Genomic DNA, 25,648 nt, shown 5'->3' with positions numbered 1-25,648 from the left:
GATAATGCGTTTTCTGTATGCGATCGGCTATCTGGTGGCCGGGGTGAGCCTCCTACTCCTCTTCGCCAACGTTATTTACCCCGAGCCCTCGGCCGCGCGGACCGTGCTTCTTTTACTCCTGAGCTGCGCCTTTAACGTGGGCGGCGGGCTCCTGGCGCGGCGCTATCTGAGGAAACCGCGCCCGACGCGGGGCGGCTAGCCGCGCGGGGTTTCGCCCAGCAGCCCCAGGCGGCTAATCGTGCGGGTGATATCGGTGGGCAGATCCACGCCCTCGGTGAAGGCCGCGCGCGGCACCAGCGCCTGCACGTGCAGCGTGCGATCCCGGTCCACCAGCACATCCACGAGGTTCACAAAGCGCTGCTGCGCGCGCGGATTGGCCTCGGCCAGCGCGGGCACGTCCTGCACAATCCAGGTTGGGTAGCGATCGGCCCAGACCAGCAGATCGGATACGGAGGTATCGGCCACCATCAGCTCGGCGAAGCCAAAGCGCAGGGTATCGGCGGAGGCGGCGCGCACGGTGAAGTGGTGTCCCCCCGCGGAAATCAGCGCGGGCTCGGCGGTATCGGGTGCCGTGGGTCGCTCAAGCGTGGTCCAGGTGCCCGCGGCAAATCCCGTGGCCCGCGCGGCGGGCGCCGCATCGGCCCGGAAGTCCTTCCCCGGACCGATCTCCACCACGGCCAGGCGCGCGCCCAGCAGGCGGATGCTGTCCTCAAAAAGATCGTGGAAATTCTCGTGCGGCAGCAGGCCCTCGGGGGCATAATTTGAGCTCAGGATCAGCGTGATCCCGCGCTCGGCCAGCGACTCCAGGAACGGGATAAACAGCTTGGCATCGCCCACATCGTGCACGTGGAACTCGTCAAAGGCCAGCACGCTCACGCCGCGCAGCACATCCTCCAGCGCCGCGGCCCCGGCACCCGCGCGCCGGAAATGGGTCGCGGTGGCCAGCTCCAGCTCGCGGAAAAAATCGTGGAAGTGCACCCGGCGCAGATCCGCGGTGGGCAGCTGCGCGGCATAGGCGTCCAGGAGCCAGGTTTTTCCGCGGCCCACCGCACCCCAGAGATAAAAGCCCCCCGCCCCGGGACGGCCCTCCACCGCGGCGGCGAGCGCCGCACTGAGCGGTTCCAGGGCCGCAAGCTGGGCCGCATCCAGCACCAGGCCGTCGGCCTCGGCGCGGGCAATCACCCCGGCGCTCAGCTCCCGGGCGCGCACCGGGATGCGCTCCTCGCGGGCGCGCTCCTCGGCCAGGATCCGCTGGGCCTCGGCCGCGATGGCCTCGGCCGGGGAGAGTTCTGCGGGGGTATCGCTCGGATGCGGGGTCATGGGGTCCTATTCGCCTTCATAGCCGGTGACAACGCCGATCAGGCCCGCACCGTATTTTTCGAGTTTTTTCTCACCGATACCGGTGACCCCGTCCAGCCCGGAGAGTTCGGTGGGCCGCTCGGCCGCCACCTGGCGCAGGGTGGCATCGCCAAAGACGATATAGGCGGGCACCCCCTGCTCGGTGGCCTCGGCCGCGCGCCAGGCCCGCAGCGCCTCAAAGAGCCCGGCATCGCGCGGGTCCAGCTCGGGATGCGCGGCGCGCCGGGCACCGCCGCCGCCGCGCGATTTCGAGCGCTCGGGTTCGCTGCGCATCGGCACGGTACGACCGCCCGAGAGCACCTCGGGGCTGGTCTGGGAGAGCGCCAGCGTCCCGTATTCGCCCGTGGTCAGCAGCAGGCCGCGCGCGAGAAGCTGGCGGACAACACCGCGCCACTGCTGCTCGCTGAGATCCTGGCCGATCCCCCACGTGGCGAGGGTCTCATGGCCCCACTGGGTGGTGCGTGGGGTGGTCTTGCCGCGCAGAATATCGATGATCTGGCCCGCGCCGAAGGACTGGTTGCGTTCGCGCTGCAGGCGCACAATTGTGCTCATGAGCTTCTGCGCGGGCACCGTGCCGTCCCAGACCTGGGGCGGGGTCAGGCATACATCGCAGTTGCCGCAGGGCTGCGAGGGCTGACCAAAATAGGTCAGCAGATTCACGCGGCGGCACTCCACGGTCTCGCACAGCGCAAGCATCGCGTCGAGGTGCGCGGACAGGCGGCGGCGATGGGCCATATCCCCGGGGGACTCGTCGATCATCCGGCGCTGCTGCACCACATCGGCGAGGCCATAGGCGAGCCACGCGACGCTCGGTTCGCCGTCGCGACCCGCGCGCCCGGTCTCCTGGTAATAGCCCTCGATGCTCTTGGGCAGATCGATATGGGCCACAAAACGCACATCGGGCTTATCGATGCCCATGCCAAACGCGATCGTGGCCACGATCACCACGTTATCCTCGCGCAGGAAGCGCGCCTGGGTGCGCTGGCGCAGGCCCGCGTCGAGCCCCGCGTGATACGGCAGCGCATTTACGCCATTGGCCTGCAAAAACTCGGCGGTTTTTTCCACCGTCTTGCGGCTCAGCGCATAAATAATGCCCACCTGGCCGGCACCCTCGGCGCGGATAAACTCCAGCAGCTGCTTGCGCGGCTCGTTTTTATTTACGATCCGGTACTGAATATTGGGCCGGTCAAAGCTCGCCACAAAATGTTCGGCGTTTTCCATCCGCAGCCGCGTGGTGATCTCGCGGTGGGTGGCCTCGGTGGCGGTGGCTGTCAGGGCGATCCGCGGCACATCGGGCCAGCGATCGGCGAGCTCACTCAGCGCGAGATAATCGGGCCGGAAATCGTGCCCCCACTGCGCCACACAGTGCGCCTCATCGATGGCAAAGAGCGAGATATGGCCGTTGCCGAGGAAACGCTTGGTCTGCTCCGAGGACAACCGCTCGGGGGCAACATAGAGCAGGTCCAGTGCACCGTCCAGATAGGCGCGCTCGACCCGCTCGCGCTCGGCGGCATCCTGGCTGGAGTTCAAAAATGCTGCACGCACTCCCACGGCGAGCAGCGCATCCACCTGGTCCTGCATCAGGGCGATCAGGGGCGATACCACAATCGCCGTGCCCTCGCGCAGCAGGGCGGGCACCTGATAACACAGGCTCTTTCCGCCACCGGTGGGCATCAGCACCACGGCATCGCCGCCGGCCACCACGCGGTCCACGATGGCCGCCTGATCCCCGCGGAACGAGTCATACCCAAATACGCGCTGCAGGATATCGATGGCCGTGGGTGCGCTCGAGGTCTCCATTTGTCTAAGGCTACCCGGTATCCCCGGGGCCGGGAGCGGCTCGGGCCGGGCGGGGGCGATATCCCGTGGGTATCGATCCCGCCCGGCCCGAGGCTCGCGCTAGGCGCCGGTAGTGCCCGGGGTATCCCCCGGCGTGCGCGCCTCGCGCTCCACATCGGCGCGGCGGCGCTGACGCAGCAGCAGGACCAGCATCACGAGGCCACCGGCGAGGATCACGCCGATCGCGCCGAGGATCCAGCCCAGGTCGGCGGTGATCCCCGAGGGGGCCGTGGTGGAAGGTGCCGCGGAGGAGTCCTCCCCGGGGGTGGCCGCGGGCGTGGAGACGCTCGGCGATTCGCCGCCCGCGGCCACGCCACACATCGGCCGCTGCGGGACGCCCACGGCGAGTTCCTGATCGGCGGCGGGCTGCCACTCAAAGCCGAACTCATCCGAGACCGGGTGGCCATCGGTGGAGACCACCTGCCAGGTCACCGTATAGTGGCCGGGCGCACCCAGCTGGGCCTCCATGATCATCGCGGGACCGGTCACGGCCACGCAGCCATCGCCATAAAACTCGCCGTTGGGGCCCGTGATGGTCATCGCATTGGCGCCGTTTTGCTCGCCCGTGCTGAGCAGGTTGTCATTGGTGGTGACGGCGATCTTCCCGGGCTGTTCCGTAAGGGTGGAATCGGCCTCCGGATTGGTGCTCACCACATAGTTATGGGCCTGCGCGGCGGGCGCACCGGCAAAAACACCCAGCCCCAGGACCGCGGCGGCCAGGACCATACCCGCGCGGCGGGCCCGCGCGGGGGTACGCACTACCGCGGCGCTCATGCCTTGGCCTCCCGTCGGGCGCGCAGGCCCAGGGTGCCCACGATCACTCCCACCACACCCACGGCGATACCGCCCAGGCCAAAGACGCGCGCAAGCACGTCCTGCTCGGCGGCGGCCGGCGCGGCCTCGGGGGTGGCCGTGTGCTCGCCGTGGGCCTCGCTCGCGGCGGTGATGGTCACGCTCGGGGCGGGTGCGGCCAGGTCGTGCTCGTCCTGGCCCTCGGCGGCGATCTCGGACCAGTCGGTGGAACCGGTCTCACAGGTCTGCAGCGTGGGGAATACCAGGGTCTTGCCCGCGCTATCGGGCAGCTGCAGCGAGAGCTCAAAGGCGTCCCGGAAGCCATCGGCCAGGGGCTCCTTGGCGGTATAGGTGACCGAGCCCACGCGCTGCACCAGCGAGTTGCCATGCGCATCGGTGATCGGATCGGACAGGTCCACCATGTCCTTGGTCACGGTCCAATTGGGGTTCACCGTGGGGGTCACGCCGTTGATCTCCTCGGGGATCTGGATGCTCACCGCGGTGGTGCCGGAACCATCGCAGCCGTGGGGCACCGAGAAGGTGAGCAGGCTATAGGAGCCGGCCGCCGTATCCGAGGGGGTGACCCCCACGTGGGCGCTCGCGGCGAGCGGGCCGCCGAGGGCAAGGAGGGCACCGGCGATCACGGCGCCGGAAACGATCAGGGGAGTTTTTTTCTGCATGGGAAATCCTTATTGGGGAAAGACTGGGGGGGCTCCGGGCGGGGCCGGAGCGTGAGGGGGCGCGGCACGGGGCGGCGGATACCGGTATCACCGGCAGCGGGGGTGCGGCGGAGGCACCCCGGGGGAACCGCGGACTAGGCGGGCAGTGCGGCCGGCGCGGGCGGGCCGCGGCGCGAGAGCGAATCGGCGAGGGCGGCACACGTGCGGGCGGGAATCCGCCGCACGGACGCGGGGATCGGCACGGGCCAGCTGCGGCGCAGCGGCGCGATCAGGTGCGCGGCCCGCAGCAGCAGCGCCAGCAGCCGCACCAGGGTGCGCACGGCGCGCTCGCCGAAGATCAGTGCGGCGGTGGTGGCCACCGCGGCGAGCGCGTGTGCGGCCCACATCGCGGGGGAATTATGGTTGATGACGCCCGTGCCGGTGCCGATCAGCTGCACCGGTCCGTGGTGCGCGGGGGTCCCCACCACGCTGGCTCCCCCGGCGGGAATCGCGAGGAAAAGCACGTGATAGAGGCCCTGGCTGGCGATCACCGCGAGCGCGATCCGCACCCGCGAGAGGCCGTTGCCGGAGAGTGCCACGCAGATGAACGTGGCCGAAATCAGCGCCAGGAGCAGCGCCACGGGCGAGATCTCACACGCCCCGGCCACCCCGTGCGAGAGGGCCGCGAGGAAGGTCGCCAAAAACGCCGCGATCGTGCCGCGTAACGCCCGGGTGCGCCTACTGTCCATCGTGATCTTGGGTCTCGCCTCTGTGGTGGTGTCTCTAGCGTACTTCACCCCCCGCGCGGGCGCCGCACCGGGGCCGACAGCCACCCATGCGCGCGGGTTCCCTTATTATGCGGATCGCGCACCCTCGGGTAAATTAGAGTTGACCTGTTATTTATCGGGGTTCTCTCTGCGGAAGTGAATGGCTCGCATCATGCACAAAACCAATACCCGGCTCCTGCTCACTTGCGCCGCGATCGGCGTGGGGGCGGGAATCCCCCTCGCGGTGGCCGGCTATATGCATGTTGTGGTGTTGGGTTTTGTCCCGGTGCTTTATGGCTTCCTGCTGGGCCTGTATTTTTTCCCCGGCGTAATCGCGCAGTGGCTGCTGCGCCGCCCGGGTGTGGCCATCCTGACCGGCCTGATCGCGGGCCTCACGAGCGCGGCCCTGGACCCCACACAATATGCCCGCCATATCGGCACGGGCCTGCTGATCGGGCTGATTCAGGAGCTTCCGTTTGCCCTCGGCCGCTATCGCTATTGGGCGGCCTGGCTGTATTACAGCAGCGCCCTCTTTGGCGGCGTGGTGATCGCCGTGATCATGTCGCTTGCGCTGGGCACGACCCATTTTGGGCCCGTGGCGCAGGTAATCTCGGTGGCCGTTTATGTCCTCTCCCCCGTTTTCTTTACCTGGCTTGCGCGCCAGATCGCCGGCGGCATCGACCGCACCGGCGTGGTGCGCGGCATTCAGTATCCCGTGGACCGTCGCCGGCCGCGCGGGGGTGCCGCGCTGCGCGTGGCACTCGCCTAGGGAACGGTGGATTTCCCCCTCTCCCTCACCGATGTGCGCATCGGCCACGAGGATAACCCGGGCTTCACCCCGGATGGCGTGAGCTTCGACCTGATCCCGGGCGAGGTGCTGCTGATCCTCGGCCCCAGCGGATCGGGCAAGTCCACGCTCGCGCTGGCCCTGAACGGCCTGGTGCCCCACGCGGTCTCGGCGCGGCTGCAGGGCGAGGTACACGTGGGCGGGCTGCGCACCGTGGGTTCCTCGGTGGCGCGGCTGAGCGAGCACGTCGCGATGGTATTCCAGGATCCCGATACCCAGATGATCACCGGCACCGCGCTCGACGAGGTGTGTTTTGGCCCCGAGAATCTGGGGCTGCCCGCGGAGGAGGTCCTCGCGCGCGCCGAGCAGGCCCTGCGCGAGGTGGGGCTCTGGGAGCGCCGCGGCGATAATCCCGACCGGCTCTCCGGCGGCGGCCGGCAGCGCCTCGCGATCGCGTGTGCGCTCGCGATGCGCTCCCCCGTGCTGGTGCTCGACGAGCCCACCGCAAACCTGGACCCCGCCGGTATCGAGGAGGTCTATCGGGTGCTGGCCGGCGTGGTCTCCCGCGGCGACCGCTCGGTGGTGCTGATTGAACATAATCTGGATCCCGCGATGGACCTCGTGGATCGGGTGCTGGTGCTGGACCGCGAGGGGCGGCAAATCCTGCTGGGCCCCGCCCGCGAAATCCTGGTGACCCATGCCGAGGAACTGGACCGGCTGGGCGTCTGGCTTCCGGTATCCTCGCTGGCCGCGCTCCGGCTCGCGCGGGCCGGGGTGGTGCTGGATCCGCTGCCGCTGACCCCGCGGGAACTCACCGCGGCGCTAGATGCCGTGGAGCTGCCCGAGCGGCTGCCCGCCCCCGAGACCGGGCGCGGCGTCTGGGATGCCGCGCTGATCACGGTGCGGGATCTGGAAATCATCCGCAACCGGGTATCGATCCTACGCGGGGTGAACCTCACGCTGAACCCGGGTTCCTTCCTGGCCGTGGTGGGCACCAATGGCGCCGGAAAGACCACCCTGGTGCAGGCCATTGCCGGGGTGGTGCGCCCGCCGCGCGGCAAGATCGCCCTGGGCGGGCTGGACCCGGCCCGCATGGACGTGCGCACCCTGACCTCCCGGATCGGTTTTGTTTTCCAAAATCCGGAAAACCAGTTTGTGACCTATACCGTGGGCGATGAGCTCGCACACGGCCTGCGGCTGCGCGGAATCGAGGAGCCCATCGTGGAGGCCCGCGTGCAGGATATGCTGCAGCGCTTTGGGCTGGTCGGCGAGCGCGAGCGGCATCCGTTCCTGCTCTCCGGCGGGCAAAAGCGGCGGCTCTCGGTGGGTACCGCGCTGGTCACGGGCGCCCCGATCCTCGCGCTGGACGAGCCCACCTTTGGCCAGGATCAGGCGCGCGCACACGAGCTGCTTGGGCTGTTGCGCGAGCTCAACGAGGCCGGCACCACGGTGCTGGTGGTCTCCCATGACCTGCAGCTGGTCGCCGATTATGCCAGCCATGTGGCCGTGATGAGCGGGGGCGAACTCGTGGGCTTCGGCGAGACGGACGATATTCTCAGCGATGAGGAGCTGATCCTCTCGGCCGGGCTGCGCCTGCCGCCGCTTGCCCGGGCGATGCGCGATCTCAAAAATCATCCAGCGTGGAACTCGGTGACGCGCCTGAGCGAGCTGCCGGAGGCGCGCGCATGAGCCGCGGTGCGGCGCCGGCCTTTGACGCCTATAGGGCCGATATTCAGGCCGAGCGCGCGGGCGCCCGCCACTACCTCTACCGACTGAATCCCCTGGCCAAGATCTTTGGTCCGGCACCCGCGATGATCTGCGCGCTGCTGTCCAAAAACATGTTCACGCCCGTGTGTTTTATTGCGCTCTGTGCGCTACTGATGCTCACGGGGCTGCGCTGGCGGCGTTCCTCCCTGCTCACCCTCACGCTGGGTCTGCCGCTTTTTGTGCTGGTCTTCGGGCTGAGCTTTTCGGTATGGACGGATGCGGTGCGCGCCGGGCAGCCCGAGGTGGCGCTGGCCCTCGGGGCGTTTGAGCTGACCGTGGGGCAGCTGACCACGGGCTTCACCACGTCGCTGCGGCTGGCCTCCCTGTTTGGCCTCGCGCTGATCGGCGGGCTCAGCAGCACCGGGCCGGATCTGGTGCGGGCGAGTATTCAGCAGCTACGAATGCCGTATCGCATCGGCTATACCGCGCTCGCCGCCTATCGTTTTGTGCCGCGCTTTGGGCATGAGCTGGAGACCATCCGGCAGGCACACCGGGTGCGCGGCATGAGCCCGGGGCGCGGACCTATCGCCACGATCCGCCGCTCCAGCGGCTATGTGGTGCCGCTCATGGCGGGCGCGATCCGGCATGCCGAGCGGGTATCGCTCGCGATGGACGCCCGGGCCTTCGGCGCGCATCCCACCCGCACCGAGCGCTATCGCATCCCGTTCCGCACCCGCGACTGGGCCTTCATGCTGGGCTTCTGGGCATTCACCGCCGCGGTCGTGCTCGCCTCCGCGCGGGTGGGCTAGCCCCTCTGCGCCCGCGAAAAGGCTGCCCACTGTGCCGCGATTGCGGCGGCCGCGGGCTGCGGGCGGCCGTGGAGCAGCGAGTGCTCGGCGATGCCCAGCCGGCCCAGTTCCGTGCCCGCCGCCGCGACCAATCGATGATCCTCGGGACGGATGGCCCATAACCCGCGATCAAAAGCGCGGTGATGATTCGCGCACAGGGGCAGGCCGTTTCCGGGGCTATCGCTCCCCCGATCGCTCTTGGCCCGGATATGGGCGGCGTCAAGCAGCTCCCGCTGCGTGAGGGGGCATACCGCGCAGCGCCGGCCATAGCGGGCAAAAACCGCGTTCGCGAAGCGCAGCTGGTGGGGACGCGCGATCACCGATTGGAGTCTTCGCCGAATATCCTCCCGCATGATGGATTCATCGCGGAGGGGCTCACCCGTGAGGGGCGGATCGGGGATGCTGCCATCGATAAAGCTCACCAAAACCGAGCGTTCGTCCTCGTTGATACTCTCGATGATTCCGCGGCCGATCCTCACTCGATTCCGCCCGTGGACGTGCGCCCCGAAAACGGATGCACCATACCCGCGTGTGGCCTTGCGGGCTAATTTTCGCGCGGCAGGATCAGCGGGCGGGCCAGATAATAGAAGAAAAACGACAGCAGGGCCGCCGCCAGCGCCCCCGACAGCCTCTCAAAAAACACGTGATACAGCGCCGTGAGAACGAGGAGTGTGATGGCGTCCTCGAGGAGGCTTTATGCGCGAGATTTTCCCGGAAATAGCCGCCGGCTCGACCGTTCCAGGACGCTGATCAGAACGCAGAGCAGAGCATAGATCCAGAGGAAATGCAGCAGCGACCACCAGGAGAACGGGGTGCGTGGCTCGCCCCACACCGGAACCAGCCGGATGATGCTCACGCCCAGGGCCAGGGGAAGTGCCGCCAGGGCGATAGTCGTCACCACGACCCCGAGGATCCCGGCGGTCTCGGTGCTTCGGCGATTCTTCCGAATCATAGGCTCCCCCTCTCGGAACATCCCGTCACGGATACAGCGGAGCGCGGGCCGCGGCACCCGATGACCTCAAGATTTTTAGGCACCCTATCCGAGCGAACGGAAAGGATGCTGCATATCCGGGGCACTAAAAAACCGCCCGCCACCGGAAGGTGACGGGCGGTTCTCTGTAGGGCGGCTAGCGGCGGTCGGTGCCGTCGAGCTTGCCGATCGGGGCCTGGCGGCCGGCCAGCTCCTCGATGATGTCATCGCCGAGGCGGGCATCCACAAACTCGGCCTCGATCTCGGCGCGGCCGAGCAGCTCCTCCATGCGGCGGCGACGCGAGCGGGGAATCAGGGTGACCACGATTCCCTCCTTGCCCGCACGACCTGTACGACCCGCACGGTGGGTATAGGTCTTATACTCATCCGGCGCATCCGCCTGAACAACCAGATCAATATCGTCCACGTGGATTCCGCGGGCGGCCACATCGGTGGCGACCAGAACGTTCACGCGGCCGCTTGTCAGCTGCTGCAGGTTGCGGGTACGGCGGGCCTGGTTGAGGTCTCCGTGCAGCGCGACGGCGCGGATTCCCGCGTCCTCCAGCTGATCGGTGAGGCGCTCGGCATAGGCGCGGGTGCGCGAGAAGATCAGGGTCTTGCCCTCGCGGTCGGCGAGCTGCTCGATCATGCGATCCTTATCGCGGTGCTCCACCACAAGCACGCGGTGGTCGATGGTCGAGGACGCCTGGTCCTCGCCGGCCACCTCGTGCACGGCGGGCTTATCCAGGAACTCGTTCACAAGCATCGCCACACCCTTATCCAGCGTGGCCGAGAACAGCAGCTTCTGGCTGTCATCGGCGGTCTGCCGGATGATGCGCTGCACGGGCTCCAGGAAGCCCAGGTCGCACATGTGGTCGGCCTCGTCGAGGACGATGATCGAGACCTCGGACAGGTCGAGGCGGCCCTGGTTAATCAGGTCCTCCATGCGTCCCGGGGTACCCACGATGATGTCCACGCCGCGCTGCAGCGCACCCACCTGGCGGTGCTGGGGAACTCCACCATAAATCTGGGTGGTGAACAGGCCCACGGAGCGGGCGATGGGCTGCACGGTGCGGTCGATCTGCAGCGCGAGCTCACGGGTCGGGGCGAGGATCAGCGCGCGGGGCTTGCGGCCCGGGCGACGGTTCTTGCCACCGCTGTTCTCCATCAGGCGCTCCACGAGGGGGGCACCAAAGGCAATGGTCTTACCCGAGCCGGTGCGACCGCGGCCCAGCACGTCCTTCCCGGACAGCACGTCCGGGATGGTCGCGGCCTGGATCGGGAAGGGGCTGGGGGCACCCAGCTCGGCGAGGGCGGTCACGATATTGCCGCCGAGGCCCAGGTCGCCGAAGGTTACGCCCTCGACGTCCACGGCCTGGATCGCGTCGGCCTCGAGGCGCTCCAGCACCACGTCATCCTGCGGCGCGAAGCCACCGGACTTGGCGGGGTACATGCTGGAGCTGCGCGCGGGGCGCTCATCACGATCAAATTTACGGGCCGGACGCTCGCCGCGGTCAAACGAGCGGGGAGCACGGTCGTCGCGGTCAAACTTACGGGGGGCGCGGTCGTCGCGGTCAAACGAACGCGCGGGGCGCTCGTTGCGGTCAAACGAGCGGGGAGCACGGTCGTCGCGATCGAACTTGCGCGGGGCGCGGTCGTCGCGGTCAAACGAACGCGCGGGGCGCTCGTTGCGATCAAAGGAGCGGGCCGGGCCACGATCATTACGATCAAAGCTGCGCGGCGCACGATCATCGCCGCCACGGGCGGGACGCTCGTTACGATCAAACGAACGGGGAGCCCGGTCGTCACGATCGAACTTGCGGGGACCGCGGTCATCGCGATCAAACGAACGCGCGGGACGCTCGTTACGATCAAAGGAACGGGCCGGGCCACGATCATTGCGGTCAAACGAGCGGGGAGCCCGGTCGTCGCGATCAAATTTGCGCGGGGCGCGGTCGTCACGATCAAACTTGCGGGGACCGCGGTCATCGCGGTCAAACGAACGCGCGGGACGCTCGTTGCGGTCAAAGGAACGGGCCGGGCCACGATCATTACGATCAAAGCTGCGCGGCGCACGATCATCGCCGCCACGGGCGGGACGATCGTTGCGATCAAACGAGCGGGGAGCCCGGTCGTCACGATCAAATTTACGGGGACCGCGGTCGTTGCGGTCAAAACCGCCACGGGCATCGCGACCGGCGCCACGCGGCGAACGGTCATCGCGGTCAAAACCCTGGGGCGAGCGCTCGGAACGAGCCTCGGCCGAATAGCGCGAACCGGCGGTGCGCTCATCGGCGTTCCAGCGGGCCTTGCGGGGGCCGCCCTCGGGCTCCTCGCGGAATCCGCGGTGTCCGGGGCTGCGGCTGCCGGCCTTGGGGCCACCCTTGGCGGGGCGCTTGCCGTAGCTGGGATCGTAGTTCTTGGCCGGACGTCCGCCGGCGGAGTTCTTATTTTTAGGCATTATTAATTTTCCGGGTTATCTCATGCATGAAACAGTGAGCGCTCGCGAAAGGCGCGGCACTCTGATACCCGGGCGTCTTTTGGCCGGGACCGTTTTCACATCGTGTGAATCTGTACACGCGTATTCGTGTACAAAACCGGCCCACCAGACTTACAAACCCTTCCGCGGTTACAATCCGCGGTGTCTAGAGCCGACCTACATACGATACTCCACCACATCGCATAAGTCACGTTTTCTTTTTTCCCGCGCGCCGTCATATGCCGTTAACCGAACATAAATCCCCGGTCAACCGCGTTTCTTTCGCGGGGGACTAGCGCCCGGTGGATAACAGACGCTAGCCTAATTTCCCATCGACGGTATTCCATCCGGAATGCCGCGACATCAAAGAGCCATACAGCAGGAGGTAGAAACATGAATTTCATCGCTTTCCTTATTTTGGGTCTGATCGCCGGATCCATCGCGAAGGCCATTCTTCCCGGACGCCAGAACGGCGGGTGGTTCTCCACCCTGATTCTGGGAGTCATCGGAGCGGTTGTGGGTGGATGGATCGGCAGCCTCCTCTTCGGGGCAAAGGTAGACGCGTTCTGGGACCTGGGTAGCTGGGTCCTCGCGATCGTGGGATCGATTGTGGTCCTCGCCATCTTCGGGGCAATCACCGGACGCAAGAAGGCCTAGCGCCTCCTCCTCCGGCCCGGGCCCAGGCCCCGCCCGCCGCCTCCCCGTTCCACGGAACGGGGAGGCGGTTTCTATTCCCCCGCGCGGCGCGGCCGATGGGTGTCGGGAGGCGCCGCGGCCGGTCATGACGCACACTAGAGGTATGGGACACAATGCCATTACGGTCTCCATCGAGCGCACGGTAGACCCCGCGCGGCTCGACGAGGCCACCGTCTGGATCCAGGCGGGAATTAATCTTGCAAATAAATACCCGGGCTTTCTCGGCTCCGGCTGGGTGCGCTCGGGGGAGGATGCCACACGCTGGCATATGCTCTACCGCTTTAGCGATGCCACCACGCTCGATGCCTGGGAAAACTCCCCCGAGCGCCGCTGGTGGTTGGGCACGGGAAGCGAGTTTGCGCACGAGGATCGCACCGAGCGCCGCACGGGCATCGAGGGCTGGTTTGATACGCCGATCAGCGTCGCGGCGGAGGACACCATCGCCACCGTGATCGTGCCGCCGCGCTGGAAACAGGCGGTGAGTATCTGGGTGGGCTTTTTCCCGCTTAACCTCGCGTTCACGCTGCTCGCGGTATGGCTGATCCCGGGCTGGGAGGACTGGGGAACCGCGCCGCGGGTCCTGGCAAGCACGCTTGTGCTCACGCCGATCATGGCGTACTGGGGCCTGCCCACCGTGACCCGGATTCTGCGGCCCTGGTTGCAGCGCCCGCCGCGGCAGCCGCGGAAATAGCGGGGCCTCCTCCCGGAGGCAGGACAGACGTCATCCTGTGGGGTGAGGGGTATAGCCGGGCGAGGGATGCCGGGCCCGCGGCGCGTGCCTAACGTGGATTATGGGACGCAGCACGCCCCCGCCGAACGATTGGCTCCACCCTATGCAGTTCCTCACCGATGCCATCCTGGCCGTGGCCACCTCGCCGTGGATCTATCTGATCGTCCTGGGCATGGTGCTCGTGGACGGATTCTTCCCGCCGATTCCCGGCGAGACCGTGCTCGTGGCGGTGGCCGCGATCGCGATGAGCTCGGGCTCCCCCAATCTCTGGCTGCTCCTGCTCGCGGGGGCCCTCGGCGCGGCCGCGGGCGATAATATCGCCTTTGCGCTGGGTCGCCGGGTGGGCACCGAACGCTTCGCCTGGATGCGCGGTGCGCGGGTCGCGGCCGCGCTGGACTTTGCGCGGCGCGGGCTGGCCCGCCGCGGCACGCTGCTGGTGCTCGGCGGACGCTATATTCCCGTGGGGCGGCTCGCGATTAATATGACCGCGGGCGCCACCGGGTTTCCCGCGCGCCGCTTCGCCGGGCTGAGCCTGGTCGCGGGCGCGCTCTGGTCGGCCCATGCGGTGCTCATCGGCGTGCTGGCCGGGCACCTCACCGCCGGCAATCCCCTCTTTGGCGCGGCGATCGGCATCGCCCTCGCCCTGATTCTGGGCGTGATCATCGACCTGATCGGCCGCGGCCGCCGCGCGCTCCGGCGCCGCCGCGTCGAGCGGGCCGGGACCGCACCCACCCGGGCCCCCGGGGACGCGGCCACGGCGCGGGAGATCCGCGACCGCGAGATCGCTGCCCTCGGCGCGGAGCTGCGGGTGGAAAATACCGCCGATACGGGCGAGCTGGAGCCCCTGCGCCGATAGCGCCCGCCTGGAAACGGAACGGGACAGGCACCGAAAAGACCGCGCCGATCTCCCCCAGCCGATAGCGGCCCGCCCAGAAACAGGAACGAGACAGGCACCGGAAAGACCGCGCCGGACTCCCCCGGCCGATACCACCCCACCCGGAAACGGGAACGGGAACGGGAAAGACCGTAGTGGTCTTCCCCGGGCCCGCCCGGATCGCGGCTAGGCCGCGGCCTTCGCCGCCCGTTTCGCCTCGCGCCGCTCGCGCGCACCCTCCACGAGGTTATAGAGCGAGGGCAGGACGATCAGGGTGAGTACGGTGGAGGAGATCAGGCCGCCGATCACCACGATCGCGAGGGGCTGCGAGATAAAGCCGCCGTGGCCGGTGATGCCCAGCGCCATCGGGATCAGGGCAAAGATCGTGGCGAGCGCGGTCATCAGGATCGGGCGCAACCGTCGCGCCGACCCGTGCCGCACGGCCGAGATCACGTCCATGCCGCGGGCCCGATACTGGTTCACGAGGTCCACCAGCACAATCGCATTGGTCACCACGATTCCCACCAGCATCAGCACACCGATCAGCGAGGGCACCCCGAGCGGAACACCCGTGGCCACCTGCAGGCCAATCGCACCCGTGGCCGCAAACGGCACCGAGACCAGCAGCAGCAGCGGCTGACGCAGCGAGCGGAACGTGGCCACCATCACGATATATACGATCAGGATTGCCGCGAGCATCGCGAGCCCCAGCTGGCGGAAGGCCGTGGCCTGATCGGCGCTCACGCCGCCCAGGGTCACGTTTGCGGCCGCGGGCACCGCGGTATCGGTGATCGCCTGCTGCACCTCCGCGCTCACCTGGGACAGGTCATCGCCCGCGGGGGTGACCGTGACATTTGCCGAGCGCTGGCCCTTCACGGTGCTGATGCTGGCCGGCCCATCGGCCTGCTCCACGCTGGCCAGCTGATCCAGGCGCACGGGCCCGGTGAGCGTGGGAACGGTGATCTCCCGCACCTCGGCGAGGGTGGCCGGCGGGTTATCGCTGGCCAGATAGATATTCAGGTTGGTCTCGTTAATCGCCACGGAACCGATCTGGCCGGGGCGCATCGCCTGGGCCACAAGACCGCCCAGCGCCACCTCGGAATATCCGGCACGCGCCGCGGCATCCCGGTCAACCTTCACCTGGATATAGGGGCGCGACTCGGCCAGCGAGTCCTCCACCTGGGATACCCCGTCGAGCTTCTCCATCGCGCGGTGGATGGCCGTGGTGGCCTCGGTCAGCTCGGCGGAGGTCGGGGCCTGCACGCGCACGATCACATCGCTTGAGGCGCCAAAACCGGAGCTTGAGGCCAGGGTGATCTCACCCACATCCTTGAGGTCGTCCAGGCGCTTGCGCACAGTGTCCTGCAGCGCCTCCTGATCGGCCGATTCATCCGTTGTGATCGAATAGCTGATCTGGCCCGAGCCGCCGCCGCTAAAGGCATCGGCGAGCGCGCTGCCGCTGGACCCGATCGAGGCCTGCACGGTCTCGATGCCGTCGATCCCGCGCAGGGTCTCCTCGACCTTCTTGGCCGCGGCATCCTGGGCCGCGAGGCTCGCACCCTGCTCAAGCGTCTGGCTGATGCTGAGCGTGTTCTGGCCCGAGGCGCCGAGGAAATTGGTTTTCATAAACGGCACCAGCGCGAGCGTGCCGCCGAGCACCAGGACCGCGATCAGCAGCGTGGCCGCGGAGTGGCGCAGCGTCCAGTCGATGATCGGCAGATACGCGCGCTGCATGCGCGTGGGGGTATCCAGCTCATCGGGCAGTTCGCCCCCGGCGCGGCGCGAACGCCGGGTGCCGCCGACCACCGCGAGTGCCCCGGTATCGGTGAGGATCGGGTCCGCGGGCCGCGTATTCAGCGGGCGGGTATAGCGTTCGCTGACGATCTGCGGGGCCGGGGCCTCCGCGGCCACGGCGGCCACGACGGGCTCGGGGGCCGCCGGGACCGCCGCGGGCTCGGCGGGTTTTTTATCCTTCACCCGCAGGAACCAATAGGCGAGCACCGGCACGATGGTCAGCGCCACCAGCAGCGAGGCGAGCAGCGCAATCGTCACGGTCAGCGCAAACGGCCGGAAGAGCTCCCCGGTCATATCGCCCACAAATGCCAGCGGGAGGAAGACCGCAACCGTGGTGATCGTGGAGGCGGTGATGGCCCCGGCCACCTCGCGCACGGCGGTGAGGATCGAGATCACGCGGCCCGCCGGTGACCGATCGGTGGCGGCCTGGAGGTGGCGCTTAATATTTTCAATCACCACGATCGAGTCGTCCACGACCCGGCCGATTGCAATCGTCAGCGCGCCGAGCGTCAAAATATTGAGGGTATAGCCCGAGACCTGCAGGCCAATAAACGTGATCAGTACCGAGGTGGGGATCGAGATGGCCGTGACCAGCGTGGCCCGCACATCCATCAGGAACAGCAGGATCACCAGGACCGCAAAGACCAGGCCCAGCAGGCCCTCGGTGGACAGCGCCTCGATGGACTGCTCGATAAACGGTGCCTGGTCAAAGACCACGGTGAGGCTCACGCCGGAGCCGAGGTTCTTTTCGATCTGGGGCAGCAGATCGCGCACTGCCTGCGATACCGCCACGGTATTGGCATCGGGGGTTTTGGTCACGGCGATCGTGATGGCATCCTTGCCGTCCACGCGCGAGATCGACGTGGTGGGATCATTGCCCTGCACCACGGTTGCGAGGCTGCCAAGCGTGACCACGGGGGCCGCGGGATCGGTGGGGGTGGTGGCCACCACGGGCAGCGCCTGGATATCCTCCACGCTGCCGAGCTGGCTTCCGGCCTGCACCGAGAACGTGTGGTCACCCTCGGTGATCTCACCCGCGGGCAGCAGCACACCGTTTTGTTTCAGGGTATCGGCGAAGATCGCCAGGCTCAGGCCCTGGGCGGCGAGCGCCTCGGGGTTCGGGGTGATCGTGATGCGCTGCTGCGGGGCGCCCACCAGGGCCGCCTCGCGCACGCCCTCCAGATCGGAGAGATCGGGCACGGCATCGCGGCGCAGGAGGTTGGCCAGCTCATCGGCGCTGCCCCCGCCGGTCGCGGAGATCTGGATCACGGGCAGGTCATCAAAGCTCCCGGAGATCACCTGCGGATCGCTGTTATCGGGCAGCGAGGACTTAATCCGGTTTACGGCCTGCGTGATCTTCTGTTCGGCGGTGGCCAGATCGGTGCCATAGCGGAACTTCGCCGTGACCATCGAGACATTGGTATTGGAGGTGGTTGCGGTGCTCTCGAGGCCGGGGACGCCCTGAATGGCCGTCTCGATCGGCGTGGAGAGGTCGTTATTCACGACCTCGGGTGCCGCGCCGGGATAGCTCGTGAGGATCACCAGCTGCGGGAATTGCACGCTCGGCGCGAGCTCCTGCTTCAGGGAGGTCATGGCGAGCCCGCCGAAGAGCGCGGCCACCACCGTGATGAGGGCAATGAGCGCACGGTTTTTCATGCTGAGCACGGCGAGCTGATGCACGGTTCTCCCTGAGTGTTGGTATCGCGGGGCGGGTGGGCCCCGCGAAAAAACGTTGCCTGTCGGCCATTCTTCCATGTCACGTCGAAATACGAGCGCTATCCGACCGGGATTGGGCTTCGGCGTGTTATGCGATGTGGTGGGGCCCGCTAGGACGCGCCCTCCTCCAGGTCCCGCCAGCTGGCCGCGAGCGCGCGCAGCGCGGTCTCCGTGACCTCGCGCGGGGAGGTGATGGGGATCCGCAGGAAGCGCTCAAAGGCGCCGTCCGCGCCAAACCGGGGGCCCGCCGAGAGCAGCAGCCCATGCCGGCGCGCGGCGAGCGTGAGCCGGGAACTCTCGGGGCGGCCCAGGCCCACCCAGATCGCCAGCCCGCCGTGAACATGCGGCACGCTCCACTCGGGAAGCCACTCGGGCAGGAAGGATTCCACGGCATCGCGGGTATCACCGAGCTGGCGGCCGCGCAGCGCGATAATCGCGTCATAATCGCGGAAGAGTTCCAGCACCGTGAGCTGTTCCAGGATCGAGGTGCCCAGGTCCGAGCGCGAGCGCGCGGCCACGAGGCGGCGGATGGTCCCGGCCTCGGCGCGCACCCAGCCCAGCCGGATTCCGCCCCAAACGGTTTTTCCCACGGTGCCCACCGTGATGATCTCGGCCCCGGAGAGGTTATCCACGGCAAACGGGCGCGGCGGTTCCGGGCGGTCAATATTCAGCTCGGCGGTGGTCTCGTCGATCAGCAGTACCGTGCCCTGCCGGGCCGAGGCGGCGCATACTGCCTGCCGCGTCTCGCGCGACATGCTCGCGCCGGTGGGATTATGAAAATCGGGCATCAGATAGGCCAGCGCGGGGCTTGTGCGCTCCAGCGTGCGCACAAACTCCGCGGTATCCCAGCCCTCCTCGGCGGTGACCGGCACGGCCACCACGCGCGCGCCGAGCGAGCGCATCGTATCGTGCGCATAGGGATAGCTGGGGTGTTCAATCAGCGCCCGGTCGCCGCGCGCGAGCAGCAGCCGGGTGACCATACCGATGGCATGCTGGGCGCCCACGGTCACCATGATCTGATCGGGTTTGGTGGGCAGGCCCGCGGCCACATAGCGCGCGGCTATCGCGGCGCGCAGCTCGGGCAGACCCACCGGGTCCGAATCGGCGTCCAAATAGCGCGGCAGGGCCCGCGCCGCGGCGAGCGCGGCCTCGGGCAGCTGCGGGGCCGCGGGAAGCGAGGCGCGCGCGAGGTCCAGCAGCACCGGGCGGCCGCCGGGTTCGCGCGCGAGCCGCGCGGGGTTGATGCGGGCCACGCTGCCCGAGCCGCGCACCGATTCCAGGACGCCGCGCTCGCGCAGGTCCCGATAGGCCGCGCTGATCGTGGCGCGGCTGAGGTGAAGCCGCTCGGCGAGTTCGCGCTCGGCCGGGAGCCGGGTGCCCGAGGGAACCCGGCCATCGAGGATCAGCAGCCGAATCCGGTCGGCCAGCGCGCGATAGGCGATGCCGGAGCCGCGCCATTCCCCGAGCAGCACCGCGAGGGTGCGGGCGGGGAGCGCGGGATCATTCATAGTGCCATCCTAATCAGGGACGGGCATCCCCCGAAGGCGCAGCCGGGGGGCCGGGCCCGCGCCGGAGGCCACCGCGACCGAGACGATCAGCTCGGCACCGGGATCGGTATGCACCCACCATGCCCGATCGGAGGAGGGCTGCCAGCCGGGCACCCACTCGGGCAGCAGCGGCAGATCCCCCGGGCCCGGGCGGCGATGGGCCTGCCCGCGGGCCTTGAGCAGCGCCTCGCACTGCGTCCAACGCTCGATATCGCGCACCCGGGTTCCCGTGAGCCTCTGTAATAGGGCAAAGGCCGCGGGCCGCTCGCGCCGCGTTTCGATATCCACCCCGACGGGGAGTGCGGCGCGCGCCACGGCGATCATGGCGCCGGTATGCGAGACCGACCAGCGATCCCCGCAGCGCTCACAGCGATACGGGGCAGCGGCAATCACGCAGCCGCCGCTGCCGCCCGCGCACGGCTCGGCCGCCGCGATCCGGCGCAGCCCGGCCCGGCCCGAGGGCGAGCGGGGACGCGAGAAATCATCGCGCCCGCCCGCCCCCGCGGACCAGACCCAGAGGTCAATCACCGGGACCCCGCGGCTCAGGGGGTGGAGACCAGTACCGACTGGAAGCTGCCACCCACCTCATAGCTGGACACGAGGGTGTTATGCACGGAGCCCGCGCGACCCTCGGCACCCAGGAAGCCCTCGGGGGCGGTGCCGCGTTCGCCGGCGTTGCCGTGAATGCGTCCCTCCTCGGCCATCCAGATCGCCTGGGCCACACCCAGCAGCCCGGCCGAGGCACCGGCATCGCCCACGATGCCCTTGGGGGCCAGCAGGGGGCGATCGCCGAGCCCGGCGCGGGTGAGCGCGGCGGATTCCACATCGTCGATCTTGGGCAGGCCACAGGCCGAGGCGATGACCACATCCACCGCTTCCGGGGTGATCCCGGCCTCGGCCATGCCCAGCTCAAAGGAGCGCGACCAGCCGGTCGGGTCCTGCGCGATCCGGCCGTGACCGCTGGTATCCCCGGTCAGGCCATAACCCGAGATGCGGCCGCGCACGGCGTCCGGCTCCACGAGGTCCTCGCGCTCAAGCAGGATCGCCACGGCGGCCCCGCCGATCAGGCGGCCCTGGCCGGTGAACGGTGCCGAGACGCTGCGCGCCAGATAGCCCGGGATGCGGGCATAACCGGCGAGCATCGCGCGCGGGGCCTCATCGGCCGAGAGCACGATGATGCGCTCGGCGCGGCCGCGACGGATCAGGCTCTCGGCGAAGTGCAGCGCGGTGATTCCCCCGGTATTGCCGCAGCAGATCGTGGCCGTGGGGCCCTGGATCTTATTCAGCAGCGCCACGTGTCCGCCCGCCGCGTTCATCACGGTATTGGGGAAGAGGCGGGTATTACCCGTGCCGTTGAGGATCAGGTCGCGCTCAAAGGCCTCCACGGTGGACAGCGGGCCGATACCCGTGGCAAAAATCAGCCCGGTCTCGGCGAGCTGCTCGCGGGTGAGCCCGCGCTCGCGGATGAGCTGCGCGGTGGCCACCGCGGCGCGGCGACCCAGCGTGTCCATGCGGCGCAGCTGCGCGGGGTTAATGCCGCGCTTCAGGTTGCCCTCGGGGATCTCGGCCACGGGCAGGTGGCCGTATTCCTCCACGTCCACGGTCATCTCGCCATAGGCGGGGGTGGCGCTACTCAGGGCCTCGCGCACGTCCTCGGTGGTCGCGGCGCTTCCGGCAATCGCGCCGATTCCGGTGATGACCACCGGGATATCCTCGATCGGCGCGGAGGGCTCCTCGAGCGGGCGATAGCGCTGCAACAGCAGCGAGGCGTTATTACCGCCGAAGGCGAAGGAGTTGGAGAATGCGTTCCGGATATCCGCGGGGCGACCCTCGGTGACGATATCCAGGTCCGCGGGCACATCCGCGGGATCGGCGATGCGCGTGGGCGGCAGCTCGCCGTTTTCCAGCGCGAGCACCGTGATCACGGCCTCGATGGCCCCGGCGGCGCCGAGCGTATGACCCACCATCGACTTGGTGGAGCTGATCGGGAGCATCCGGGCATTGCCCAGCGCACCCTCCACAAACTGGCGGGCCACGCGCGTCTCCGCGGCGTCATTGGCCGGGGTGCCCGTGCCGTGGCCGTTAATATAGTCGATATCGTCCAGCGTGATCCCGGCCATATTGGCGGCCGAGGTCATCGCGCGCACGGCGCCGCGGCCCGTGATATCCGGGGCGGTTGCGTGATGCGCATCGGCGCTCAGGCCATAACCGGCCACCACGGCGTGAATCTTCGCGCCGCGGGCGAGGGCGTCCTCCTCGCGCTCCAGGATCAGGAAGCCCGATCCCTCGCCGAGGTTCAGCCCCGAGCTGCGGCTATACGGCGCGCAGTGTTCGGGGTCAAGGGCGCCCAGGCAGGAGAATCCGCCGAAGGAGAAATAGGCGAGCGGGTCCACGCCGCCGGCGACCATCACATCGGCCTGGCCCGAGAGCAGCAGCTCCACGCCGTAGCCGATGGCCACGGTTCCCGCGGCGCAGGCATTGGACTGCACGCTGCGCGGCCCGCTCAGTTCCAGTTCGGCGGCGAGGAAATCGGCCACCGCGTGCAGCGGATACTGCCGCAGCAGCCCGCCGTTGGCGCGGCGCAGGCCGCCCTCGATCCACTGCCGGTGGAAGGACTCACCGCTGCGGGCCCCGCCCAGGGCGGTTCCCACGGACAGGCCGATCCGGGTGGGGTCCAGGCTCGCGCGGTCCAGGCCGCTGCCCTCAAGCGCCTCCACGGCACCCGCGAGTGCAAGCCGGTTACAGCGATCCAGATAGCCGCGGGAGGAGCTCGGCTCCCCCTCCTCGACCATGCCGCGCACCTGGCCGGACATGCCGGAGATGAGCTGATCGGTGGGCACAATATCGGTGGGCCCAATATTGGAGACACCGGCGAAGATGGTTTCCCGGCTCTCGGCGAGGTTCATACCCGCGGCCGAGCGCAGGCCCAGCCCGGTGACAACGATACGCATGACCGCGGCCTAACCGATCGCCTCGACCCACGAGCGCGGGTCGGCGGCGGGACGGGATACGGTGCGCAGGGCTACACCATCGGCGTTCAGGTCCAGGCCGGGAACGTTAAAGGGCAGGTCCACGAGGGCCAGGCCAAATCCATCGGCCTCGCCCGCGGCGGGCAGCGCGAGGTGGATCGTGCCGATCACGGTCTCGCCCGCACGCACCTCGGCGCCCGCGGGAACCTCGGCGCCGGTGGCGCGCACGGCGATCAGCGAGCGGGTAGCCGCCACATCGGCCAGCGCGGCCGAACCCAGGAACTCGTCATCGCGGTCGGGCGAGGTGAGCCAGACGGCCCCCGCCTCGCGCACATTCAGGCCCGTGAACTGCTCGGGAACCACGGGGTGGCTCACCTCGGCCTGCGCGCGGATCAGCGCGGCGCGATCGGTCACGCCGCCACCCACCGCGAGCGCACGCTCCGTAGCGCAGGCCAGCAGGGCCTCCGCGGACAGACCCTCGGTCACGATCAGATAGCCGTATTCGGCGGTGGTTCCGGTGCGATATACGGTGGCCGAGGCGGCGCCGGGCACGGTGGCCGGGGTGGACTCGCTCAGCAGCAGGCTGGAGACCTCCAGCTCGATCAGCGGCTCGATGGCGCGCCAGGACGCGGGGCCCTCGATCGCGGCCAGCGCGATATCGGGGCGCGGGGTGCAGGTCACATCGTTAAAGCCGCCGGCGGCGAGGGCCGCACGGACATCAAAAAACTCGGGCAGCTCGCTGACGAGGAGCACCTCGTCCTCGCCGATCAGGGCCAGGACAACATCCTGGATACCGCCCTCGGCGTTCAGGACGGCGGATTCCACGAGGGTGCCGGGCTCGGCAAACTCGGTGCGCTTGGCCAGCAGATAGGACAGCGCGGCGAAGCGATCGGGTCCGCCCAGGGCGAGGACGGCGTCCCCGCGACGGTAGGCGGCGGCGGTGTCACGAATGTTGCGGTAGCCCGCGGAGGTGGTGTTCGTCATGGTGTTCTCCAGATATTCACTGTGGGAAGGAAAGAGGGTTAAGTTCGGGATGTGGTGCGGCGTCGAGGATCCAGCTGGCCAGACCCGGTTGCCCGCGCGGAACGCGATGCACGAGTGAGGCGAGGACCCATTTGGGATGCGCGCGCACCAGGATTTCATCGGTCTCATCGGAGACGGACCGCAGTTGTAGGGTGTGTCCGCTCGCGTCATCAAAGCGGGCGGCGCGGGCCGTGGCCCGCCACGGGTGGGCGCCCTCGCGGGAAAATACCTGCTCGGGTTCCCCCGGGCTGCCGCCCAGGCGCACGGTGCCCGCGCCGGCCGGCGCGATATGCACCGCGAGTTCCCGATCGGAGCGCGAGGGTGGTACCCGCACATCGAGCCGCAGCCGCGTCAGATCGGGGCCGATCCGGGTCAGCGACCACCCCTCATCGGGGCCGGTATCGGCGATATCCAGGGGCGGAAGGCGGCGACCCACCCCCCATTCGACCCCCTGCTCGGGATGCTCGCGCGGGCCCTGCACGCTGACCCAGAGGCCCGCGCGGCCATCGGGCACCGCCCCGATCGAGCGCGGTGCGGGGAAGGAGGAGGCGAGCACGCGGCGGCCACCGGTTTCCCAGTTCACCACCCCGAGCTCGGGCACAACCCAGAGGGCCTCGCCCTCGCCGTGCCCCGCGGCCTCGTGCACCTCGGCGCAGCCGCGCCGGTGTGGCGTCCAGACCGGGGCCTCGGCCCGCTCCTGGGTATATATCGGCGGCAGCGGTTCGGCGGCCCCCACCGAACGCAGCGAGATGCGATAGTCCACCCGGCCGCCGGGGGAAATATTCAGGGGCAGGCTTCCGCCCTCAAAACGCAGTTCGCCGTCGGTATACCAGGTGATGCCCACCTCGAGCCCCAGCCGCGGCTCGATCCAGGTGGTGGTGGCTCCGCGGGCGGGTTCGCTCTCCAGCGCCGCCTCATAACCCATCACCTCGGCCGGCCAGTGGCCGCGGGCCACGGCGTGCACCTCGGTGCCGCGCACCCCGCAGTGCTCCACATAGGCGCGGCGCATTCCGTTCCAGGGCACCACGGCCACGCGATTGCCCGCCCCGGCATCCACGCTCAGGCGCAGCCCGTCCTCGTCCACGGTCAGCTCGCGGGAAACGGCGGGGCTATCGTCCCGGGCGGGCACACTGCTGTGCCAGCCGGAGGCTGTCAGCAGGGTGGTGACCCGGAGCCGCTCGGGGCGGCGCGCACCATAACGGCGCACGGGGGAGACGGGGAAGTGTTCGGTTAGCAGCGGGCCGAGGTGCTGCGGGTGTTCCACGCGCAGCGTCCCTGCCTCGTCCACGGATACCAGGAAATCCCCCACCGCGGCCGAGACCACGCGCCGCGGCAGCGTTCCGGTTTCCCCGGGCTCGCGTGCGGCGGGGCGCACCCACGGCTCCTCGTTCACGAGGGTGCCGCGCGGCCTGCCGCTGGCCAGGTCCACGCGCACGCGGATCCGGCCGTCGTCCACGTTAAACACGTATTCCACGATGTCCTCGCCCCCCTCCCGGGTCACGCCGTCATGCAGCGTTCCCGAGCGGGCGCGTTCCATCGTGCGCCAGTGGAACCCGGAGTCCCCGCCGCGCGGGTCCTCCCCGAGGTCGGCCAGCAGGTCGATCACCACACCGGGGAGGTGGCTGATCAGCTCCAGATAGCCGTTCTCATCGGGCTCCGTGCCCTCGGGCGCGCGGAAGCCCACGCGCAGATAGAGGGGGAAGGCCCTCACGTTTACGGGGTCCACCTCGAGGCGGAGGGTGCGAATGCCCATCTCCACGATCCGTTCAAAGGATTCCAGGAAGAGCCTGCCCGCGAGCGGCCCGGTGCGATGCGCCGGATCGATCAGGAACATGCCACAAAACAGCTCGCCCGCCGGGGCCACCCGGCGGCCGGAGACCGCAAAAAATCCGATGGTTCCCACGACGGTGTTCTCCTGCACGGCCACCAAAAAGATGGTGGTTCCGCGCTCGTCAAGCACCGCGTTCAGCGAGCGCGCGTCGAGCGGGACACCGCTGGCCGCGGCCGCATAGCGGAGCCGGTTAAACAGCGCCGCCACACCGGCGCCGTGCAGCGCCGGGTCATAGGGAAGGATCTGGAGAGACATGATCGG

The 25,648-nt window shown here is 68.7% G+C and carries 21 protein-coding genes; 7 read left to right on the top strand and 14 right to left on the bottom strand.

The window, feature by feature from the left end:
- The first annotated feature begins 4 nt into the window (after positions 1-4).
- The gene (locus KXZ72_RS11030) at positions 5-199 is read left to right on the top strand and encodes a hypothetical protein (RefSeq protein ID WP_226080983.1); all 195 of its coding nucleotides are present in this window, start codon (positions 5-7) and stop codon (positions 197-199) included.
- Here the strand turns inward: KXZ72_RS11030 and zapE are convergent.
- The 5 genes from zapE to KXZ72_RS11005 all read right to left on the bottom strand — a co-directional run bounded on the left by zapE (position 196) and on the right by KXZ72_RS11005 (position 5,398).
- Positions 196-1,320 carry a cell division protein ZapE gene (gene zapE / locus KXZ72_RS11025; RefSeq protein WP_226080982.1) on the bottom strand — a complete coding sequence of 375 codons (1,125 nt, stop codon included), beginning with the start codon at positions 1,318-1,320 and terminating at the stop codon, positions 196-198. The two genes, KXZ72_RS11030 and zapE, sit on opposite strands and share 4 nt — an antisense overlap.
- A 6-nt stretch (positions 1,321-1,326) precedes the next feature.
- Positions 1,327-3,159 (bottom strand): DNA helicase RecQ, encoded by a 1,833-nt coding sequence (gene recQ / locus KXZ72_RS11020; RefSeq protein WP_226080981.1) that lies wholly within the window; start codon positions 3,157-3,159, stop codon positions 1,327-1,329.
- Positions 3,160-3,258: 99 nt separating this feature from the next.
- The gene (locus KXZ72_RS11015; RefSeq protein ID WP_226080980.1) at positions 3,259-3,972 is read right to left on the bottom strand and encodes a copper resistance CopC family protein; all 714 of its coding nucleotides are present in this window, start codon (positions 3,970-3,972) and stop codon (positions 3,259-3,261) included.
- Positions 3,969-4,670 carry a YcnI family copper-binding membrane protein gene (locus KXZ72_RS11010; RefSeq protein ID WP_226080979.1) on the bottom strand — a complete coding sequence of 234 codons (702 nt, stop codon included), beginning with the start codon at positions 4,668-4,670 and terminating at the stop codon, positions 3,969-3,971. The genes KXZ72_RS11015 and KXZ72_RS11010 overlap by 4 nt, the downstream gene beginning before the upstream one ends.
- A 134-nt stretch (positions 4,671-4,804) precedes the next feature.
- Positions 4,805-5,398, bottom strand: coding sequence for a hypothetical protein (locus tag KXZ72_RS11005; protein WP_226080978.1), 594 nt, complete (start codon positions 5,396-5,398; stop codon positions 4,805-4,807).
- 190 nt (positions 5,399-5,588) lie between these two features.
- Here KXZ72_RS11005 and KXZ72_RS11000 point away from each other — a divergent pair, with 190 nt between their 5' ends.
- The 3 genes from KXZ72_RS11000 to KXZ72_RS10990 are packed head-to-tail and all read left to right on the top strand — an operon-like array spanning position 5,589 to position 8,719.
- The gene (locus tag KXZ72_RS11000) at positions 5,589-6,185 is read left to right on the top strand and encodes an ECF transporter S component (RefSeq protein ID WP_226080977.1); all 597 of its coding nucleotides are present in this window, start codon (positions 5,589-5,591) and stop codon (positions 6,183-6,185) included.
- A 6-nt stretch (positions 6,186-6,191) separates the two neighbouring features.
- Positions 6,192-7,892 (top strand): ABC transporter ATP-binding protein, encoded by a 1,701-nt coding sequence (locus KXZ72_RS10995; RefSeq protein WP_226080976.1) that lies wholly within the window; start codon positions 6,192-6,194, stop codon positions 7,890-7,892.
- Positions 7,889-8,719, top strand: coding sequence for an energy-coupling factor transporter transmembrane component T (locus KXZ72_RS10990; protein ID WP_226080975.1), 831 nt, complete (start codon positions 7,889-7,891; stop codon positions 8,717-8,719). The genes KXZ72_RS10995 and KXZ72_RS10990 overlap by 4 nt, the downstream gene beginning before the upstream one ends.
- Here KXZ72_RS10990 and KXZ72_RS10985 read toward each other — a convergent pair.
- The 3 genes from KXZ72_RS10985 to KXZ72_RS10975 form a co-directional block, all read right to left on the bottom strand.
- Positions 8,716-9,237 (bottom strand): HNH endonuclease, encoded by a 522-nt coding sequence (locus KXZ72_RS10985; protein ID WP_226080974.1) that lies wholly within the window; start codon positions 9,235-9,237, stop codon positions 8,716-8,718. The genes KXZ72_RS10990 and KXZ72_RS10985 overlap by 4 nt on opposite strands.
- A gap of 215 nt (positions 9,238-9,452) precedes the next feature.
- On the bottom strand, positions 9,453-9,710 hold the full coding sequence (locus tag KXZ72_RS10980) for a hypothetical protein (protein WP_226080973.1): 258 nt from the start codon (positions 9,708-9,710) through the stop codon (positions 9,453-9,455).
- A 175-nt stretch (positions 9,711-9,885) separates the two neighbouring features.
- Positions 9,886-12,189: a DEAD/DEAH box helicase gene (locus tag KXZ72_RS10975; RefSeq protein ID WP_226080972.1), complete on the bottom strand. Its 2,304-nt coding sequence runs from the start codon at positions 12,187-12,189 to the stop codon at positions 9,886-9,888.
- Between the two features lie 411 nt (positions 12,190-12,600).
- Here KXZ72_RS10975 and KXZ72_RS10970 point away from each other — a divergent pair, with 411 nt between their 5' ends.
- The 3 genes from KXZ72_RS10970 (at position 12,601) to KXZ72_RS10960 (ending at position 14,489) form a co-directional block, all read left to right on the top strand.
- Positions 12,601-12,864, top strand: a complete 264-nt coding sequence (locus tag KXZ72_RS10970) for a GlsB/YeaQ/YmgE family stress response membrane protein (protein ID WP_226080971.1) — start codon at positions 12,601-12,603, stop codon at positions 12,862-12,864.
- Between the two features lie 142 nt (positions 12,865-13,006).
- Positions 13,007-13,594 (top strand): antibiotic biosynthesis monooxygenase, encoded by a 588-nt coding sequence (locus tag KXZ72_RS10965; RefSeq protein ID WP_226080970.1) that lies wholly within the window; start codon positions 13,007-13,009, stop codon positions 13,592-13,594.
- A gap of 142 nt (positions 13,595-13,736) precedes the next feature.
- Positions 13,737-14,489: a DedA family protein gene (locus KXZ72_RS10960; protein ID WP_226080969.1), complete on the top strand. Its 753-nt coding sequence runs from the start codon at positions 13,737-13,739 to the stop codon at positions 14,487-14,489.
- A 204-nt stretch (positions 14,490-14,693) separates the two neighbouring features.
- On the opposite strand, the gene KXZ72_RS10955 is transcribed toward KXZ72_RS10960, so the two are convergent.
- The 6 genes from KXZ72_RS10955 to KXZ72_RS10930 all read right to left on the bottom strand — a co-directional run bounded on the left by KXZ72_RS10955 (position 14,694) and on the right by KXZ72_RS10930 (position 25,642).
- On the bottom strand, positions 14,694-17,981 hold the full coding sequence (locus KXZ72_RS10955) for an efflux RND transporter permease subunit (RefSeq protein ID WP_226080968.1): 3,288 nt from the start codon (positions 17,979-17,981) through the stop codon (positions 14,694-14,696).
- Positions 17,982-18,127: 146 nt separating this feature from the next.
- Complete coding sequence (yczR, locus tag KXZ72_RS10950; RefSeq protein WP_226080967.1) at positions 18,128-19,525, bottom strand: MocR-like transcription factor YczR; 1,398 nt, start codon at positions 19,523-19,525, stop codon at positions 18,128-18,130.
- A 9-nt stretch (positions 19,526-19,534) separates the two neighbouring features.
- The gene (locus KXZ72_RS10945; RefSeq protein WP_226080966.1) at positions 19,535-20,092 is read right to left on the bottom strand and encodes a 4'-phosphopantetheinyl transferase family protein; all 558 of its coding nucleotides are present in this window, start codon (positions 20,090-20,092) and stop codon (positions 19,535-19,537) included.
- Between the two features lie 14 nt (positions 20,093-20,106).
- Positions 20,107-22,515: a beta-ketoacyl-[acyl-carrier-protein] synthase family protein gene (locus tag KXZ72_RS10940; protein ID WP_226080965.1), complete on the bottom strand. Its 2,409-nt coding sequence runs from the start codon at positions 22,513-22,515 to the stop codon at positions 20,107-20,109.
- A gap of 9 nt (positions 22,516-22,524) precedes the next feature.
- On the bottom strand, positions 22,525-23,517 hold the full coding sequence (locus tag KXZ72_RS10935) for an aminomethyltransferase family protein (protein ID WP_226080964.1): 993 nt from the start codon (positions 23,515-23,517) through the stop codon (positions 22,525-22,527).
- 16 nt (positions 23,518-23,533) lie between these two features.
- On the bottom strand, positions 23,534-25,642 hold the full coding sequence (locus KXZ72_RS10930; RefSeq protein ID WP_226080963.1) for a GNAT family N-acetyltransferase: 2,109 nt from the start codon (positions 25,640-25,642) through the stop codon (positions 23,534-23,536).
- Between the last annotated feature and the right edge of the window lie 6 nt (positions 25,643-25,648).

The sequence above is a fragment of the Mycetocola spongiae genome, assembly GCF_020424085.1.
GTDB lineage: Bacteria > Actinomycetota > Actinomycetes > Actinomycetales > Microbacteriaceae > Mycetocola > Mycetocola spongiae.
Note: the sequence above shows the minus strand (reverse complement) of the source record. Positions and strands in the feature narration are given on the sequence as shown.